The sequence below is a fragment of the Streptomyces sp. NPDC047971 genome (assembly GCF_040653355.1).
Taxonomy (GTDB): domain Bacteria; phylum Actinomycetota; class Actinomycetes; order Streptomycetales; family Streptomycetaceae; genus Streptomyces.
Window position 1 is genome coordinate 101,522 of sequence record NZ_JBEZNW010000020.1, and the last position, 16,991, is coordinate 118,512.

Sequence of the window (16,991 nt, forward strand, 5' to 3'; positions counted from 1 at the left end):
CCGTCACCGCGGGCCCGTCACCACTCCAGCGTCCACGGCTTCCCCGTGGCGGCGAAGTGCCCGACGTTCACGCATTCCGTCCGGCCGACCCGCATCCGCCGTGCCAGCGGCTGGTGGACGTGGCCGAAGAGGGCGTACCGCGGCCGGGTGCGCCGGATGGCGTCGAGGAGGGCGCGGCTGCCGCGTTCGAAGCGGCGCGGGACCGTGTCGTAGGTCAGCTCCGGGACGTCCGGCGGAATGTGACTGCACAGCACGTCGACCTCGCCCAGCGCCTCGACCTTCGCCGCGTACTCCTCGTCGGAGATCTCGTACGGCGTGCGCATGGCGGTGCGCAGCCCTCCGCCGACGAAGCCGAAGACCAGTCCGTCGAGCTCGATCCGCTCGCCGTCGAGGACGGTCGTCCCCGGCCGGGCGTACTCGCTCCACAGCCCCGGGATGTCGACGTTCCCGTAGGTCGCGTAGGTGGGGGTCGGGAAGGCGGCGAACAGTTCCTCGTACTGACGCCGCACCGCGGACTCGATGGCCGTGTCACGGTCGACGGCCAGTTCGGACCAGAGGCGTCGCCCCAGGTCACGGGCCTCGTCGAAGCGGCGGGCGGTGCGCAGCTCCACGATCAGGTCGGCGTTCTCGACGCCGAAGAGGTCGGGGAAGATGCCGCGGCTGTGATCGGCGTAGTCGAGGAAGAGCACCAGGTCGCCGAGGCAGACGAGGGCGTCCGCGCCCTCCCCCGCCTTGGCGAGGGCACCCGCGTTCCCATGCACGTCACTGACCACGTTGATCCTCATGCGGTTCAGCGTAGGGCGTCGGACCTGCGGTTACTTCCGAGTCCGGAAAGCTGTGGATTACTGTGCGCGAAGCACGGCCACTACTGTGTGATGCACCGAACATCTGGCCAGACCCCCCTATCGGGAACCGAGTACTGATGGGTAACGTCCGGGCAGTCCAGTTGTGCTCACCCCCACTGAGCACCTGCCCGGTCTTGGACCGCACCGGTGCATTCACACAGAGCCGTGGCGCCGGCGCCCGATGAGGAGCAGCAGTCTTGCGCGAGTTCAGCCTTCCGGCCCTGTACGAGGTCCCCTCGGACGGCAATCTGACGGATCTCATCCGCCGCAACGCGTCTCAGCACCCCGACACCGCCGTCATGGGACGCAAGGTGGACGGCGTCTGGACGGACGTCACCGCCCAGCAGTTCCTCGCGGAGGTCCGTGGCGCGGCGAAGGGGCTGATCGCCGCCGGCGTCGAGCCGGGCGACCGGGTGGCCCTCCTCTCCAGAACGCGGTACGAGTGGGTGCTCCTCGACTTCGCGATCTGGAGCGCGGGCGGCGTGACGGTGCCGGTGTACGAGACGAGTTCGCCGGAGCAGATCCAGTGGATCCTCGGCGACTCGGGCGCCTCGCTCGCCCTCGTCGAGTCCGCGGCCCACCAGGAGTCGGTGGAGTCCGTACGGTCGAACCTGCCGGGCCTGAAGGGCGTCTGGCAGATCGAGGCCGACGCGGTCGGCCGGCTCACCGCCTCGGGTGCGGACGTCTCCGACGAACTGCTCGACGCGCGCATGTCGACCGCGCACGCCGACGACCCGGCGACGATCGTCTACACCTCGGGCACCACGGGCCGCCCCAAGGGCTGTGTGCTGACGCACCGCGCGTTCTTCGCCGAGTGCGGCAACCTGGTCGCGCGCCTGGAGCCGCTCTTCCGTACGGGCGAGAGCTCCGTGATGCTCTTCCTGCCCGCCGCCCACGTCTTCGGCCGCATGGTGGAGCTCGCGGCGGTCATGGCACCCATCAAGCTCGGCTGTCTGCCGGACATCAAGAACCTCACCGACGAGCTGGCCACCTTCCGGCCCACCCTGATCCTCGGCGTGCCGCGGGTCTTCGAGAAGGTCTACAACTCGGCGCGGGCGAAGGCCCAGGCGGACGGCAAGGGCAAGATCTTCGACAAGGCGGCGCACACGGCGATCGCCTGGAGCCGGGCCACCAGCACCCCGCAGGGCGCGTCGCTCGGTCTGAGGATCAAGCACAAGGTCTTCGACAAGCTCGTCTACAGCAAGCTGCGCGCGGTGCTCGGCGGTCGCGGCGAGTACGCGATCTCCGGCGGAGCGCCGCTGGGCGAGCGGCTCGGCCACTTCTACCGCGGCATCGGCTTCACCGTCCTGGAGGGCTACGGCCTGACGGAGTCCTGCGCGGCGACGGCGTTCAACCCGTGGGACCGGCAGAAGATCGGCACGGTCGGTCAGCCGCTGCCGGGCTCGGTGGTGCGGATCGCCGACGACGGCGAGGTGCTGCTGCACGGCGAGCACATCTTCACCGGCTACTGGAAGAACGAGGCCGCCACGGCGGAGGCGCTGGCCGACGGCTGGTTCCACACCGGTGACATCGGCACGCTCGACGAGGACGGCTACCTCGCGATCACCGGCCGGAAGAAGGAGATCCTGGTGACGGCGGGCGGCAAGAACGTCGCCCCGGCGGTCATCGAGGACCGGATCCGCGCGCACGCGCTGATCGCGGAGTGCATGGTGGTCGGCGACGGCCGCCCGTTCGTGGGCGCGCTGGTCACCCTGGACGAGGAGTTCCTCGGCCGCTGGGCGAGCGAGCACGGCAAGCCGGCGGACTCGACCGCCGCGTCGCTGCGCGACGACGCCGAACTGCTCGCGGAGATCCAGCGCGCGGTGGACGACGGCAACGCGGCCGTGTCCAAGGCCGAGTCGGTACGGAAGTTCCGGATCCTGAACTCGCAGTTCACCGAGGAGGCGGGCCACATCACGCCGTCGCTGAAGCTGAAGCGCAACGTGGTGGCGAAGGACTTCGCGGACGAGATCGAGGCGATCTACCGCCCGTAGCGCACGGGTGCCCGAACCACGACGGGCCCCGCGGGACGCCGAACGGCGTGCCGCGGGGCCCGTCTCCGTGTGCGGGGCCCGGAAGGCGACACCTCCGGCCGGGACGTCCGCCTCGGCCGGATCTCCGCCGCGCGATCGCGCGGCGGAGGTCCGGCGCTACAGCAGTTCCTTCAGGCGCTCCGCGAGGAGGTCCCAGCGCCAGCGCTCCTCGACCCAGGCGCGGCCCCGCTCACCCATGCTCCGGCGCAGCTCGGGGTCCAGGAGGAGGGTCGCGACGCGGTCCGCGGACTCCGCGGGGGCGTCGCCTCGGACGACCCAGCCCGTCTCGCCGTCCAGGACGGCGTCCGGTGCGCCGCCCGAGTCGCCGGCGACGACCGGGAGGCCGGTGGCGGACGCCTCCAGGTAGACGATGCCGAGGCCCTCGACGTCGAGTCCGCCGCGACGAGTGCGACAGGGCATGGCGAAGACGTCCCCGGCTCCGTAGTGGGCCGGCAGCTCCTCCCACGGCACCGCGCCCGTGAAGCGCACGGAACCTGCCACCCCGGTCGTCGCCGCGAGGGACTTCAGGTCCTTCTCGTAGGGGCCGCCCCCGACGATCAGCAGCACCGCGTCCGGCACCCGCCGCAGGATCTCGGGCATGGCCCGGATCAGCGTGTCCTGCCCCTTGCGCGGCACGAGCCGCGAGACGCACACGACGACGGGCCGGTCGCTGAGCCCGAGGCGCTCCCGTACCGCCTCGCCGCCGGAGCCGGGGTGGAAGGTCTTCTCGTCCACGCCCGGCGGGAGCTGCACCATGCGCGCGGCGGCCTCGGGCGTCAGCGCCGCCGCGATCCGCGAGCGGGTGTACTCGCCGAGGTAGGTGAGGGTGTCCGTGCCCTCGCCGATCCGGCGCAGCAGCTGTCGCGCGGCCGGCAGCTGTGCCCAGCCCGCCTCGTGCCCGTGGGTCGTCGCGACGAGCCGCCGCGCACCGGCACGGCGCAGCGCGGGCGCCATCAGGCCGAGCGGGGCCGCCGCCCCGAACCACACGGACTCGCAGCCGTGCTCGCGCAGCAGCGCGGTCGCGCGCGCGGTGACCCGAGGTGTGGGCAACAGCATGGTGGTGCTGTCGCGCACCACCGTGAAAGGCTGCTCCGCGTCGAACGCGGCGGTCGCCTCGATCCCCTCGCGGCTGCGCTTCCACGTGGAGGCGTAGACCACGATGCTCTCGGGATCCAGACGCAGCGCCATGTTGTGCAGGAACGCCTGGATTCCACCGGGCCGGGGCGGGAAGTCGTTGGTTACGATCAGGGTCTTGTGCATCGTCGCCGAATGTACGTGACCGCACCCCCCGCCCGGCAAGACACCCTCCCAGGCGTTGACCGACCGACCGACCGACTGGAATGGACGAGGTAGGAATGACGGGCGTACTGGGTACGGCTGCCGAGCGCGCGAAAAGAAGTCCCGTCCTCCTCTTCGGACTCACCCGGATCATCCTGCTCCTGTGTGTCTTCAAGGTCGTCACCGTCCCCGGGCCGGACGTGACGAGCGACATCGAGGAGATCTACCAGGGCTGGTACGAGGTGCTGAGAACCGGCACGTATCCGCTGGACGACGTGACCTGGCAGTACCCGCCGCTCGCCGCCCTGGCGATCCTCGCCCCCGCGCTGCTGCCGTTCCTGGGCTACTCCGCGGCCTTCTTCGTGCTCGCGTTCCTCTGCGACGCGCTCGTCTTCCGGCTGCTGACGTACGCGGGGAAGCGGCGGGGCCGCAGCCCGCGCGGCGCGTGGATATGGATCGCGGGCGTCCCCCTGCTCGGTCCGACCGCCTACGCGCGGTACGACCTGATGGTCACCGCCGTCGCGGTGGCCGCGCTCCTCGCCGGTCTCTCCCGCCCCCGGGTGCTCGGCGCGCTGGCCGGATTCGGGGCGATGCTGAAGGTCTGGCCCGCCCTGCTGCTCGCGGGCACCCCGCGCGGCCGCGCCACGTTCCGTTCGTGGTCGACGGCCGCGGGGGCGGCGGCCGGCCTGCTCCTCCTGTGCGTGCTCGCGGCGCCCGGGGCACTGGCCTTCCTGACCTTCCAGCGGGACCGGGGGCTGGAGCTCGAATCCCTCGGCGCGATGCTCTTCCACGTCGCCCGGCACATCGGCTGGGAGGGCGAGGCGCGGATGAACTACGGCTCGATCGAGTTCCTCGGCCCGTACGTCTCCGCCGTCGCCTCGGTGGCCATGGCCCTGTCCATCGCCGCCTTCGCCTGGTTGGCGGTGTGGCGGATACGGGCCCGCGCGTTCACGACCTCGACACCGGCGGACGTGGCGTTCGTGGCGGTGCTCCTCTTCACCACCACGAGCCGGGTGATAAGCCCGCAGTACATGATCTGGCTGGTCGGTCTGGCCGCCGTGTGCCTGGTCTACCGGGCGAGCCGGATGCGCCGGCCGGCGCATCTGGTCATATGGGCGACGGCGGTGACCCAGTTCGAGTTCCCGGTCTGGTTCTCGCACGTGACGGACAGCGATCCGCTGGGCATCGGCCTGCTGCTGATACGGAACGGGCTGCTGGTCGCCGCGTCGCTCTCGGCCTGCCGCATCCTCTGGCGGCAGACGGTGACGGAACCGCGTCTCATCCCGGCGAGGATTCCGGTTCAGCAGCCCGAGCGGGCGACGACCCTGCCCGTCGCCTGAGCGGCGGGGTACGGCGGTGGACGAAGGCGAGGGCCGCGCACTGCGCCGCCGTCGCGAGACCCATGGCCAGACAGATCCCGGGCAGTCCCCTTCCTGAGAGCAGCTGCGCGAGCGGCAGCTGGAGCAGGACCCCCGCGACGGTGATCCGGGCGAGCCTCGGACTGTCGCCGGCGCCGTCGAGGACCCCGGCGAGGGCGATGAACCCGGCCATCAGGACCAGGTGGGGCCCCAGGCAGCGCAGGAAGAGCGTGCCCTCGGCCACCACGTCCGGCTCCGCGCCGAATCCGCGCATGACCGGGCCCGCGACGAGGAACAGCAGAGCGGCGGCGGACGCGCCGAGGACTCCCCCGAGCGCGAGGGCCTGTCGGCCGACGGCACCGCGCTCGTCGCGACCGGCCCCGAGCAGGTGCGCGGTGTGGATGGCGGCGGCCTGCCGCACGGCGTAGAACGCCATGGTGGCGACGTACATGGCCTTCGTCGCGATGCCGTAGGCGGCGACCTGGGTGACACCGAGCCGGGCCACGACGGCGACCAGGGCGAGGGCCCCCAGCATCCGGACGACGAAGTCGACGGACATCGGCAGGCCGGTGACGACCGTACGGCGCAGGGCGGCGGCCGTTCCCTCGATCGGCGAGGCCGCCCGCGCGGCCCGCAGCAGCGGGTTGCGGCGCAGGGCGATGAGGCCGACGCCGAGGGCGACCGTGCGGCCGACGACGGTGGCCAGCGCGGCGCCCCGCACTCCGTACGCGTGGATGAGCAGCGGGTCGAGGACGAGGATCAGCCCGTTGGCGAGGAAGGCGAGCCGCATCGGTGTGCGGGTGTCGCCCGTGCCCTTGAGGACACCGTCGAGGACGGTGAGGGCGAAGAAGACGGCCGTGCCGGGGAGCGAGATCGCGAAGTAGGAGGCCGCGAGGGCGCGGGCGGGGGTGTCGGCGCCGCCGAGGACGAGCCCGGCGAGGGGTTCGCGCAGGAGGTAGCCGCCGAGGGCGACGGGCGGGACGAGCAGCGCGCAGAGCAGGCGACCGCCGCGGACGGCGGCCCGTACGGCGCCGGGGTCCTCGGCGCCACGGGCGCGGGCGACCAGGACGGTGGTGCCGGAGCCGGCCATGAGCACGATGCCGAGGGCGACGTTCTCGACGTTGGTGGCGACGGCGACGGCCGCGACGGCGTCGCCGCCGAGACGGGCGACCCAGACCATGCCGATGATGCCGGCGGCGACCGCGGCGAGGAGTTCGCCGTAGACCGGGTACGCGAGCCGGACGAGTGTGCGGCGGTGTGTCATCGACTCTCCCTCGAAGCGAGCTACATCGATTCGAGGTAGCTCGATAAGAGGTAGCATGGCGCGGGATCCGGGACAAGCGCGAAGGAGGAGCGGTGCTGGAGCTGACGATCCTCGGCTTCCTCTACGAGAAGCCGCTGCACGGGTACGAGCTGAAGGACCGCATCCAGGGGCTGAGCGGCCATGTGCGCCCGGTCAGCGACGGCGCGCTCTACCCGGCGATCACCCGCATGGTGAAGGCGGGGCTGCTGGAGCGCCGTACGGAACCGGGCATGGGCGCCGCCCCGCGCCGCACCCTGTCGCTGACCGCCGAGGGCCGGGCGGAGCTGTTCGCACGCCTCCGCGACCCCAAGGACGTCGAGATCACCGACGGGCAGCGCTTCTTCACGCTGCTGTCCTTCCTGGGCCTGCTCCCCGACCGCGCGGCCCAGGCGGCCGTCCTCCGGCGCCGTCAGACCTTCCTGGACACCCCCGCCAGCTTCTTCTACGAGGACGGCGCCCCGGTGCGCGCCGAGGAGGAACGGGACCTCTTCCGCCAGGGCATGCTGCGCATCGCCCGGGCGACGGGCACCGCGGAGAAGCAGTGGCTGGCGGAGGCGCTGGCGGAACTGGATCGCGAGCCCTGACAGCCGGGGCGGACGGCCCCTCCGGTCACCCCAGCCGGTCCCGCAGGAACGCGCGCCAGGCCGCGGTGAACTCCTCCGGCGTCGTGCCCAGGGTCTCGCTCAGCGCCTTCTCCACCGCGCCCTCGCGCCCCGGGTGGGCGCCCACCGCGCGGTAGAAGGCCGTCAGCTTCGCCTCGCCCCAGCGCTCGGCGATCAGCTCGCAGGCCAGCCAGCCGCTCTCGTACGCCCGCGCCAGCGCGTCGGCGTCGCCGCCGAAGGCGAACGCCTTGTCGTCCGGAAGGGCCGCCGGCACGTCGCCGGCACTGACCGCGCGTCGCAGTTCGGGGGCCGCCTGGGCCGCCGTGCGGCCCGTGCCCCGGTACGCGGCCCAGTCGGCGAAGCCCTCCGACAGCCACACGGGCGTGGCCGCCGAGGTGGCGGTGCGGGTGGCCACGTGCGTCGTCTCGTGGGTGAGGACGACCTGCTGCCCGAAGTCGCCGAGCACCCCGTACGCCTCGGGATTGACGATCACCCGGTCCGCCGGGGCGTCCGGTCCGCCGCCGACCTCCCCGGTCGTGACCGCCGCTATCCCCCGGTACGAGGCCGCCGGGCCCCCGAGCAGCCCGCCCATGGCGTCCAGCGAGGCGGGCACGAGCACCACGACGCGGCCCGCCCAGGCCGGGGTCCAGGCCGCCGAGACCGCGGGCACCGCCCGGTCGGCCGCCGCCGCGATCGCCCGCAGGCGCTCCTCCGACTGCCCGACGCCGAGCACGAGGCTGTGCGTGCCCCGCACCGCCTCCACGTCGCCCTGCTGCCACAACTGCTGGGGAGCGTCCTCGCCGGGCCGGTCGGCGGTCACGTACCAGCGGCCGTCCCGCTCGCTCAGGTCGAGCACCCGCTCCGTGGTGACGGACCCGGAGTCGTAGCCCTTGACCCGGTAGGCCAGGTCGGCGCGGACCGTCGCCCGGTCCTCGCCGCGCCGCTCGACGTCCTTGAGCCGGTAGCCCCACGAGGCCAGCGGCACCTCGGCGAGCCGGTCGAACTCCTCCAGGGCGGCGGGCGCGCGCTCCGGGGCGAGCGCGGCCGCGTAGGCCGCCTCGTCACGGGCGAGCAGCGCCCGCGCGTGCCGGTCGAGGAGGGACTGGATCTCCTGGGGCGCGGAGTCGGGGGGCCCGGGGGACGCGCACCCGGCGAGCGTCAGGAGGCCGGCCAGCAGACCGACTGCCACCCGACGCGCCCCTCCATGCCCCTGACCTGCCACGCCATCGATCGTACGGGCACGCCCGCGCGCGGGAGCACGGTCAGACCCGCGTCACCGTCGCGTGGGACATCATCCCGACCGGGTCGTAGCGCACCCGCGCCCCGGGGTACGGCGCGTGGATCACCTGCCCGTTGCCGGCGTAGATCCCGACATGGCTGGCGTCGCTCCGGTACGTGACGAGGTCGCCGGGCTGCGCCTGCGAGAGCGGCACCCGGCGGCCGGCGTACCGCTGGGCGGACGAGGTCCGCGGCAGGCTGATCCCGGCCTGCCGGAAGGACCACACCATCAGCCCGGAGCAGTCGAAGGCCCGAGGGCCGGTCGCGCCCCACACGTAGGGCATTCCGATCGCGCTGCGCGCCGCCATCACGGCCGCGGTGGCGCGGGAGGAGGCGGGCCCGAGGTCGGCGGGCGGCGGCGGCTCCTGATCGCGACCGGAGCGGGAGGCCCTGGCGTCCCGGTCGAACTCCGCGCGGTCCTCGGCGCTCAGGGACGCCAGGACCCGGCGGGCCTCGGCGAGCTTCCGCTCGACGGTGCGCTTGTGCTCGGCGACCTGCGTCCGGCTGCGCTCCAGTTCGGCCAGCAGCCGGCCGGCCTCGGTGCGCTTCTGGGTCAGCCGCCGCTGCTCGGCCTGGAGTTGGCCGAGCGCCACGCCCTGCCGGGTGGCGACCCGGTCGAGCACGGAGGCCCGGGCGAGGTACGAATCGGGGTCGGAGGAGAGCAGCAGCGCGAGGGCGGGGTCGAGGCCCCCGGAGCGGTACTGCGCGCCGGCGACCGAACCGAGGGCGCCCCTCATGCGGTTGATCCGCTCCTGGCCGCGGGCCAGTCCGTCCCGTGCCTGGGAGACCGACCTGCGCAGGGTGTCCGCCCGCTCGTCGGCCTTGTTGAAGCTCTCGGTGGCCCGCTCGGCCTCCTCGAAGAGCCGGTCGACCGTGGCCTTGGTGGCGGCCTCCGGCGCGCCGCCCGGGTCGGCGCTCGCGGGGACGGCACCGAGGGCCGTTGCGGCGGTCGCCGCGGCGGCGGTCAGGACGGTGACCCTCGCGGGTCGTCGGTGGGACGCCACGTGTCGCGCTCCGTTCGGCTGTTACCCAGACTGGCGCGGCAGACAGTAGCCGGTGATCACTCCGCGTCCAACGAACCCGCCGGGCACACAAAGTGACGCCCCGCCGGAGACCACAGGTCACCGGCGGGGCGTCAGGTCAGCGAGGGATGCGACGAACCACCCGATTGGGCGTCATGTCGGGATCGTCAGATGCGCACACCGAACTGGAAGGTGCCCATGTAGCTCATCGACTCGTAGCGGACCGAGGCGCCCGGCTTGGGAGCGTGCAGGATCTGCCCGTTGCCCGCGTACAGACCCACGTGGGACAGGCTGTTGAAGAAGACCAGGTCGCCCGGCTTGAGCTGGCTGCGGCCGATCTTCACGCCGTCGTTCTGCTGGGTGTAGGTGGTGCGGGTGAGCTGCACGCCGGCCTGGCGGTAGGCCCACTGCGTCAGACCGGAGCAGTCGTACGAGTTGGGGCCCTCGGCGCCGGAGACGTACGGCTTGCCGATCTGGGTGGCGGCGGCGCTGAGCGCGGCGGCACCGCGCTGCGAGGCCGGGACCTCGTTGCCGAGGTCGACGCGGTCGCCCGCGGCGCGGCTGGCGCGCTGCTCCTCTTCCTGGATCTTGGCGCGCTCGGCGGCGGTCAGGGTGTTGAGGAGCTTCTGCGCCTCGGCGAGCTTGCCCTGGAATGCCTTCTTCTTCTCGCCGAGCGTCTTGCGGACATCTTCGAGGTCGGCGAGCTTCGTCGTCGCCTCGGCGCGCTGCTGGGCGAGGGTGCGCTGCTTGGCCTGGATCGACTGGAGCACGTCGGCCTGCTTGGCGCCGAGCTGGTCGATCGCGGACGCCTTGTCGAGGTAGGTGTCCGGGTCGGAGGAGAGGAAGAGCTGGAGGGCCGGGTCGATGCCGCCGGAGCGGTACTGCGCGCTGGCGACCGAACCGATGCTGTCCCGCAGGGTGTTGAGCTCCTGCTGACCGCGGGCGACCTTGTCCTGGACGGCCGAGATCTCCTTCTGCAGCTTGCCCCGGCGCTCCTCGGCCAGGTTGTACTGCTCCGTGGCCTCCTCGGCCTCGTGGTGCAGCTTGTCGACCTTCGACTTCACGTCGTCGATCTTCGGCTTCGGAGCCGCCTGGGCGCCGGTCTGGGCGGAGAGCGCGACGGCGGCTGCGGCGGTCGCGGTGAGCACGGTCACACGGGTGCGGCTCGGCTGCTTGGGACGACGGTGGGACGCCACGAAGGCGATCTCCTTCTTCCTCGAGCCGCCCAACCAGGCTGCGGCAGGCGGTTCCTCCGCTGTCATCCCGGATGGATGATCAACCGCGCGAAGGTTCGAGGCATGACCCTAGTGACCAAGTTGTGATCAGTTCAAATCCTCATGAGCAAAATCTCGCCCGCGCGGCACTTTATTTTCACAGACCACACAGGCAGTAGCGGCCACTTGACCCTGAGCCCTCCAGAATTCGGGCATTACGCCCAGGAGTTATGAGGTGTCACGAGGTGCGTGAAAGCCGCTTCAGCAGCAATGCGGACGTGACCGGCCGCGCACCGGCCTTGGCCACACCGTCGGCGACCTCGCGGTCGGTGGAGACCACGACGACCGGCCGGCCCGGGGGTTCGGCGCGCACCAGCTGGCGGATCAACTCGTCGGCGGTGACACCCGGCTTGGAGAACAGCACCCGGACCCCGCGCGGCGGAGCGAGCAGCACGGGAGCCGCGAGCTCCGCGCCGTCGAAGACACAGGTGATCTCGGCGCCCGAGCGGGCGGCGAGCGCGGAGAGCCCGCCGAGCAGCCGCAGCCGCTGCTTCTCCAACGGCATCGTCGGGTAGCCGGTCTTGGTGACGTTGTAGCCGTCCACGACCAGGTGCGCCTGCGGCAGGGCGAGCAGCTGGTCCAGGAGCGCCGGGTCGGTCTCGGAGAGCGCCCGGGCGGCGATGTCCTTCGGCGACATCCGGCCGGGCTCCACCGCGTCGACGGTGTCGGCGGGATGGATCGAGACGGGCGGCAGGGCCAGTTCGCGGCGCAGCCCCTGCGCGGCGTCGAGCACCGTGTCGAGCAGCAGGCGCAGCCGCATGTCCTCCACGGATCGCCCCTCACGGGCCGCCCGCCGACTGGCCTCCAGGGCCGCCTCGACCTCACCGAGCCGGGCCTTGAGCCGCCGGGTCTCGCTCTCGGCGGCCGAGACCTGGGCGGCCGCCTCCGCCCGGAAGGTGTCGATCTCCGCCTGGACGCGCCGCAGGGCCGCCTCACCGCGCTTCACATCGCTCTGGGCGCTGCGCAGCTTGCGGTGAAGCGATTCGGCTTCCTTGCGGGCGGCCTCCAGATCGGTGCGGAGCTGCTCGGTCTCGGAGCGGCCGCGCTCCTTGGCGGTGGCGACCTCCTCGCGCAGCCGTTCCAGCTCGCGCCGGCCCGCCTCGTCGGCCCGCTCGGCGTCCGCCCGCTGGGCCTCCTCGCCGGCGGCCGCGACCAGCTTGACCCAGCCGGCCGGGCGCAGGACGTAAGCGGCCGCGGCGACGTCGACGGGGTCGGCGGCGGCGGGCGGGGCGCCGGACTCGACGGCCCCGGCCAGCTCGGGCTGGGCCTCCTTGAACCGCTCACCGATCCGCTGCCGGAAGAGCGTGTCGCCCTCCAGGGCGGCGGCCATGGCGTTGCCCGCGAACTTGGCCCGCCGGCTCGCGGTGAACCGCGCGTACTGCCGCAGGGGTGCAGGAAGCTCCGCGACGGTCAGCCCGCCGAAGGCGTCCGAGACCAGCGCGACGACCTTCCGCCGTACACCGTCGGGCAGCGGGCGGTCGAGCGTCTCGGCAGCGTCACCTGCCGCGCCGGCCGGTTCACCACCGTGCGCGGGCTGCTCCACGATCCGTCACCCCATCGTCATACGCACCGCTCCGTCAGGAGGCGGTGCCGGGCCTGTCCACGAGTTCGATCTGGTCCACCGCGTTGCACCAGCGGCAGCGGACCGACTCGATGGTCTCACTGACCACCTCGCGCTCCTCGACCTTCGGTTCGCCCGCGAGGTCCAGATGGACGTACTCGACGACCTTGGAAGAGCGGGTCACGTCGAACCGGGTCAGATTGCCGCAGAGCGTGCAGCGCCAGCGGGTCTCGGCGGTCGGCAGGGGAACCGTCGTCATCGTGCCGTCCTCTTTCATCGTGCGAGTGCGGGTGCCGCGGTGCGCCGTCGAACTGCGGAGGTACTGCCCGTCACCCTACGGCCTCGCGGGTACCCCGTGTCGCGGCGAGGCACTCTGTCCAGTTGAGCACCGTTACGCCATGATCTGTCCATGATCGACCGGCGGCAGACCGACTGGTGGAAGACGGCCCGCGACGTCTGGCGGGGCGCCCGGCACGGACCGACGGTGACGTACGGACTGATCGCGGTCTGCTGCCTCACCTTCCTGATCAGCCCGGTGTCCGGCCTCGACCCGGGAACCGGGACCGGGGACGCGGCCCGCGCGGCGCAGAGCGCGTACTTCCACCGCTGGGGAGTCGTGCCGGCCGAACTGATGAGCAGCGAGCGGGGCACCCTGCTCACTCCGCTCACGGCCCTCTTCGTCCACGGCAGCTGGCTCCACCTGCTGGGCAACATGCTCTTCCTCTTCGTCTTCGGCGCGATGGCCGAGGAGCGCATGGGCGCCGTGCCGTTCCTCCTCTTCTACCTCGGCTGCGGCTATCTGGCGCTGCTCGGCTACGCGGCGGCCTACGCGAGCAGCGAGCAGACGCTGGTCGGGGCGTCGGGGGCGATCTCGGGGGTGCTCGGCGCGTTCCTCCACCTGTTCCCCCGCTCCCGGGTGACCAGTCTGTTCCCGTTCCTCTTCTTCCTCCCGCTGCGCTTCCCCGCCTGGATGGTGCTGGTCTTCTGGTTCGTGCTGCAGTGGCTGGCGGCGCGGACGGCCGGGTCCGGGCCGGGGGTTGCCTATCTGGCCCATGTACTGGGCTTCGCCTTCGGCTTCCTCTACGCCTGGGGGCGGTACAGGGGAAGGGTGCAGCGCGCGTAGCGCCTCGTCGGCAGGGTGGTGACGGGAGGCGGGCGGGCTAGAGTGAAGGTCCAAGCCGCGGCGACCGAGGGAGTATGCCAGCCGTGATCACCGCGATCGTGCTCATCAAGACCAGTGTGGACCGCATCCCGGAGATCGCGGAGTCGATCGCCGCGCTCGACAGCGTCAGCGAGGTCTTCTCGGTGACCGGCACGTACGACCTGATCGCCATGGTCCGCGTGCCCCGGCACGACGACCTGGCGGACGTGATCCCCGGCCGGATCAGCAAGATCCCCGGCGTCGAGGCCACGGACACGCACGTCGCGTTCCGTACGTACTCCCAGCACGACCTGGAAGCGGCCTTCGCCATCGGTCTGGAGTCCTGACGAAGGGGGCCCCGACGGGAGGCCCCCTTCACCCGTACGTGTGACTGTTCAGCCGCGGTCCGGGACGCAACGGCCGTCCTCGGTGCGGTACTTCCAGCGCGCTCCGTCCCGGACGAGCTCCTTCACGGCCCGGACGAAACGCTCCACGTGCTCGTCGGGCGTCCCGGCGCCGAAGCTCACCCGGATGGCGTTGAGCGACTTCTCGCCGGGCGCGGCCTCGGGGGCCCCGCACTCGCCCTGGGTCTGCGGGTCGCTGCCGAGCAGGGTGCGGACCAGGGGGTGGGCGCAGAAGAGGCCGTCGCGGACGCCGATGCCGTACTCGGCGGAGAGCGCGGCGGCGAAGTGGGAGCTGTTCCAGCCCTCCACCACGAAGGAGATGACACCGACGCGCGGGGAGTCGTCGCCGAAGAGGGAGAGCACCTTCACCTCGGGCACCTCCGCCAGGCCCTCGCGGACGGTGTCGATGAGGTGCCGCTCGCGGGCGACGAGGGTGTCGAAGCCGGCCTCGGTGAGCGCCTTGCAGGCGGAGGCGATGGAGTAGACGCCGATGACGTTCGGGGAGCCGGCCTCGTGGCGGGCGGCGGTGGTGTGCCACTCGACGTCGACACCGCCGTCGGCACGGCGGGCGACCTTCTTGGACGCGCCGCCACCGGCGAGGTACGGCTCGGCGTCCTGCAGCCAGTCCGCGCGGCCGGCGAGGACACCGGAGCCGAAGGGCGCGTACAGCTTGTGTCCGGAGAAGGCGACCCAGTCGACGTCCAACTCCCTTACGGAGACGGGGTGGTGGGGCGCGAGCTGGGCGGCGTCGAGGACGATCCGGGCGCCGTGGGCGTGCGCGGCGGCGGCGAGTTCCTTCACCGGCCACAGTTCGCCGGTGACGTTGGAGGCGCCGGTGACGCAGACGAGGGCGGGGCCGTACGGGTCACGGTCGGCGAGTGCGCGCTCCAGGGTCTCGACGGCCTGGGCGTGGGTGCGCGGGGCGTTGAGGTAGGTGACCCGGGCGTCCCTCCACGGCAGCAGCGAGGCGTGGTGCTCGGTCTCGAAGACGAAGACCTCGCAACCGGCGGGGACGACCTGGGCCAGCAGGTTGAGCGAGTCGGTGGTGGAGCGGGTGAAGACGACCTGGTCGCCGGGGCGGCAGTCGAGGAACTCGGCGACGGTGACGCGGCTGTTCTCGAAGAGGTCGGTGGAGAGCTGCGAGAGGTACCCGGCGCCGCGGTGGACGCTGCCGTAGTACGGGGCGTAGGCGGCGACGTCGTCCCACACCCGCTGCAGGGCCGGGGCGCTGGCGGCGTAGTCGAGCGCGGCGTAGGCGACCTCGCCCCCGGTGACGAGCGGAACGGTGACGTCCCGCCCGAGGACCGGGAGCGGGGCGGCGCAGCAGGGGTCGCCGGCCTCGGAGTCGCTGACGGCGGTGGCGGTGGTGGCGGCGTTCGGGTACGCGGACATGGCGGTATCTCCTGGCGGGGAAGGGCAGCGAAGGGCCCGCAGGGCAGCGCGAAGTGGGGTGCCTCGTACGGGTGTTGCTCAACGCACGGTGTTCGTGCGGAGGGGAAACGGGGCCGGAGGCCCTAACGCATTCGCTTGCTCACGAGACTGCTCCCTTGAGGACCAGGACCCCAGGGTGTGCAGGGGTCCGCGCTTGCCGTAGACCTCGCTGCCTACGGCCTGGTCTTCACCCGGGGCACCCCGCCACGGACGGAGGGTTGCCGGACAGCCGGCCGGGGCCTGATGGCTGTCACTCATGACCTGGCACAGAACGTATGCCACGTGATCGCCGACGCGCAACCCCGTTCCGGATGCCGGAACGGGGCCCGCGCCGTGCCGTTATCTGTTGCTGGCGGCGATCCAGCGCTCCAGCGCCTGCCTCGCCGCACCCGAGTCGATCGACTCGGCCGCCTTCGCGATCCCCTCGCGCAGCTGCTCCACCAGGGTGCCGCCACCCGGCTCCAGGGCCGTGAGCGCGGCCGCCGAGTTCAGCAGCACCGCGTCCCGTACCGGACCGGTCTCCCCGGCGAGCAGCCGGCGGGCGACGTCGGCGTTGTACGAGGCGTCGGCGCCGCGCAGCGCCTCCACCGGCACGAGCTCGATGCCGACGTCCCGCGGGTCGAAGGACTCCTCGCGCACCGCGCCGTCCCGTACCACCCAGACGCGCGAGGTGGCCGTGGTCGTCAGCTCGTCCAGGCCGTCGTCCCCGCGGAAGACCAGCGCCGAGGAGCCCCGGTCGGCGAGCACGCCGGCCATGATCGGGGCCATCCGGGCGTCGGCCACACCGGTCGCCTGCGCCTTGACCCGGGCGGGGTTGGTGAGCGGACCGAGGAAGTTGAAGGTGGTCCGGATGCCGAGCTCCTTGCGGGCCGCCGCCACATGGCGCAGCGCCGGGTGGAACTTCACCGCGAAGCAGAAGGTGATCCCGGCCTCCTCCGCGACCTCGACGACCCGCTGCGGCGTCAGCTGGAGATTGACGCCGAGCTTCTCCAGGACGTCGGACGCGCCGCTGGCGCTGGACGCGGCACGGTTGCCGTGCTTGACGACCTTCGCGCCCGTGCCGGCCACGACGATCGCCGACATCGTGGAGATGTTGACGGTCTTGGCCCCGTCGCCGCCGGTGCCGACGATGTCCACGGAGGGGCCGGGCACCTCGATCACGTTGGCGTGCTCGTACATCGTCCGGACGAGGCCGGAGATCTCCTCGACGGTCTCGCCCTTGGCGCGCAGCGCGACCGCGAAACCGGCGATCTGGGCGTCGGTGGCCTCACCGCGCAGGATGCGGTCCATGGCCCAGGCGGTGTCCTCGGCGCTCTGGTCGCGGCCGGTCAGCAGTCCGTCCAGTACGGCGGGCCAGGAGCGGCCCGCCGACGTGGGTCCTCCAGCGGGGGTCGCAGCGCTCATGGCAGCTCCTGGTCAGTGGTGACGGGTACGGCTCCACCCTATCGACCCGGGGGGACG

Annotated in this window: 14 protein-coding genes, 1 pseudogene and 1 riboswitch; of the genes and pseudogenes, 5 read left to right on the forward strand and 10 right to left on the reverse strand. The window is 72.4% G+C overall.

Annotation, left to right across the window (positions count from 1 at the left end; genetic code table 11):
• Window positions 1-17: 17 nt before the first annotated feature.
• Window positions 18-785, reverse strand: a complete 768-nt coding sequence (locus tag AB0D99_RS20345; protein WP_362363655.1) for a metallophosphoesterase — start codon at window positions 783-785, stop codon at window positions 18-20.
• A 257-nt stretch (window positions 786-1,042) separates the two neighbouring features.
• On the opposite strand from AB0D99_RS20345, the gene AB0D99_RS20350 reads away from it, so the two are divergent.
• Window positions 1,043-2,839, forward strand: coding sequence for an AMP-dependent synthetase/ligase (locus tag AB0D99_RS20350; protein WP_362363658.1), 1,797 nt, complete (start codon window positions 1,043-1,045; stop codon window positions 2,837-2,839).
• A gap of 156 nt (window positions 2,840-2,995) precedes the next feature.
• Here AB0D99_RS20350 and AB0D99_RS20355 read toward each other — a convergent pair whose 3' ends face one another.
• Entirely contained in the window at window positions 2,996-4,138 is a 1,143-nt protein-coding gene (locus AB0D99_RS20355) for a glycosyltransferase family 4 protein (RefSeq protein ID WP_362363661.1), read from the reverse strand.
• A gap of 95 nt (window positions 4,139-4,233) precedes the next feature.
• Between AB0D99_RS20355 and AB0D99_RS20360 the strand changes: the two genes are divergently transcribed.
• Window positions 4,234-5,496 carry a glycosyltransferase 87 family protein gene (locus AB0D99_RS20360; RefSeq protein WP_362363664.1) on the forward strand — a complete coding sequence of 421 codons (1,263 nt, stop codon included), beginning with the start codon at window positions 4,234-4,236 and terminating at the stop codon, window positions 5,494-5,496.
• On the opposite strand, the gene AB0D99_RS20365 is transcribed toward AB0D99_RS20360, so the two are convergent.
• Window positions 5,435-6,778, reverse strand: coding sequence for an MATE family efflux transporter (locus tag AB0D99_RS20365; RefSeq protein WP_362363667.1), 1,344 nt, complete (start codon window positions 6,776-6,778; stop codon window positions 5,435-5,437). The genes AB0D99_RS20360 and AB0D99_RS20365 overlap by 62 nt on opposite strands.
• Window positions 6,779-6,870: 92 nt before the next feature.
• Here AB0D99_RS20365 and AB0D99_RS20370 point away from each other — a divergent pair, with 92 nt between their 5' ends.
• On the forward strand, window positions 6,871-7,401 hold the full coding sequence (locus AB0D99_RS20370) for a PadR family transcriptional regulator (protein ID WP_362363670.1): 531 nt from the start codon (window positions 6,871-6,873) through the stop codon (window positions 7,399-7,401).
• 25 nt (window positions 7,402-7,426) lie between these two features.
• Here the strand turns inward: AB0D99_RS20370 and AB0D99_RS20375 are convergent, their stop codons facing one another.
• The 5 genes from AB0D99_RS20375 to AB0D99_RS20395 form a co-directional block, all read right to left on the reverse strand.
• Entirely contained in the window at window positions 7,427-8,608 is a 1,182-nt protein-coding gene (locus AB0D99_RS20375; RefSeq protein WP_362363673.1) for a hypothetical protein, read from the reverse strand.
• Between the two features lie 73 nt (window positions 8,609-8,681).
• Complete coding sequence (locus AB0D99_RS20380; protein WP_362363676.1) at window positions 8,682-9,701, reverse strand: NlpC/P60 family protein; 1,020 nt, start codon at window positions 9,699-9,701, stop codon at window positions 8,682-8,684.
• A 185-nt stretch (window positions 9,702-9,886) separates the two neighbouring features.
• Window positions 9,887-10,915 carry an NlpC/P60 family protein gene (locus tag AB0D99_RS20385; protein WP_362363679.1) on the reverse strand — a complete coding sequence of 343 codons (1,029 nt, stop codon included), beginning with the start codon at window positions 10,913-10,915 and terminating at the stop codon, window positions 9,887-9,889.
• Between the two features lie 256 nt (window positions 10,916-11,171).
• Complete coding sequence (locus AB0D99_RS20390; RefSeq protein ID WP_362363682.1) at window positions 11,172-12,536, reverse strand: NYN domain-containing protein; 1,365 nt, start codon at window positions 12,534-12,536, stop codon at window positions 11,172-11,174.
• A 34-nt stretch (window positions 12,537-12,570) separates the two neighbouring features.
• A complete protein-coding gene (locus AB0D99_RS20395) occupies window positions 12,571-12,813 on the reverse strand; it encodes a hypothetical protein (protein WP_260228851.1) in 243 nt (80 codons plus the stop codon).
• Between the two features lie 150 nt (window positions 12,814-12,963).
• On the opposite strand from AB0D99_RS20395, the pseudogene AB0D99_RS20400 reads away from it, so the two are divergent.
• Together AB0D99_RS20400 and AB0D99_RS20405 are read left to right on the forward strand one after the other, a co-directional pair.
• A pseudogene (locus AB0D99_RS20400) lies at window positions 12,964-13,764 on the forward strand (rhomboid family intramembrane serine protease).
• On the forward strand, window positions 13,761-14,042 hold the full coding sequence (locus tag AB0D99_RS20405) for an Lrp/AsnC ligand binding domain-containing protein (RefSeq protein ID WP_017238849.1): 282 nt from the start codon (window positions 13,761-13,763) through the stop codon (window positions 14,040-14,042). The pseudogene AB0D99_RS20400 and the gene AB0D99_RS20405 overlap by 4 nt, the downstream one beginning before the upstream one ends.
• Before the next feature lie 48 nt (window positions 14,043-14,090).
• Here AB0D99_RS20405 and AB0D99_RS20410 read toward each other — a convergent pair whose 3' ends face one another.
• A complete protein-coding gene (locus AB0D99_RS20410; protein ID WP_362363686.1) occupies window positions 14,091-15,491 on the reverse strand; it encodes an aminotransferase class V-fold PLP-dependent enzyme in 1,401 nt (466 codons plus the stop codon).
• 184 nt (window positions 15,492-15,675) lie between these two features.
• Window positions 15,676-15,792: riboswitch (SAM riboswitch) on the reverse strand.
• 77 nt (window positions 15,793-15,869) lie between these two features.
• The gene (gene trpD, locus AB0D99_RS20415) at window positions 15,870-16,934 is read right to left on the reverse strand and encodes an anthranilate phosphoribosyltransferase (RefSeq protein ID WP_362363689.1); all 1,065 of its coding nucleotides are present in this window, start codon (window positions 16,932-16,934) and stop codon (window positions 15,870-15,872) included.
• Between the last annotated feature and the right edge of the window lie 57 nt (window positions 16,935-16,991).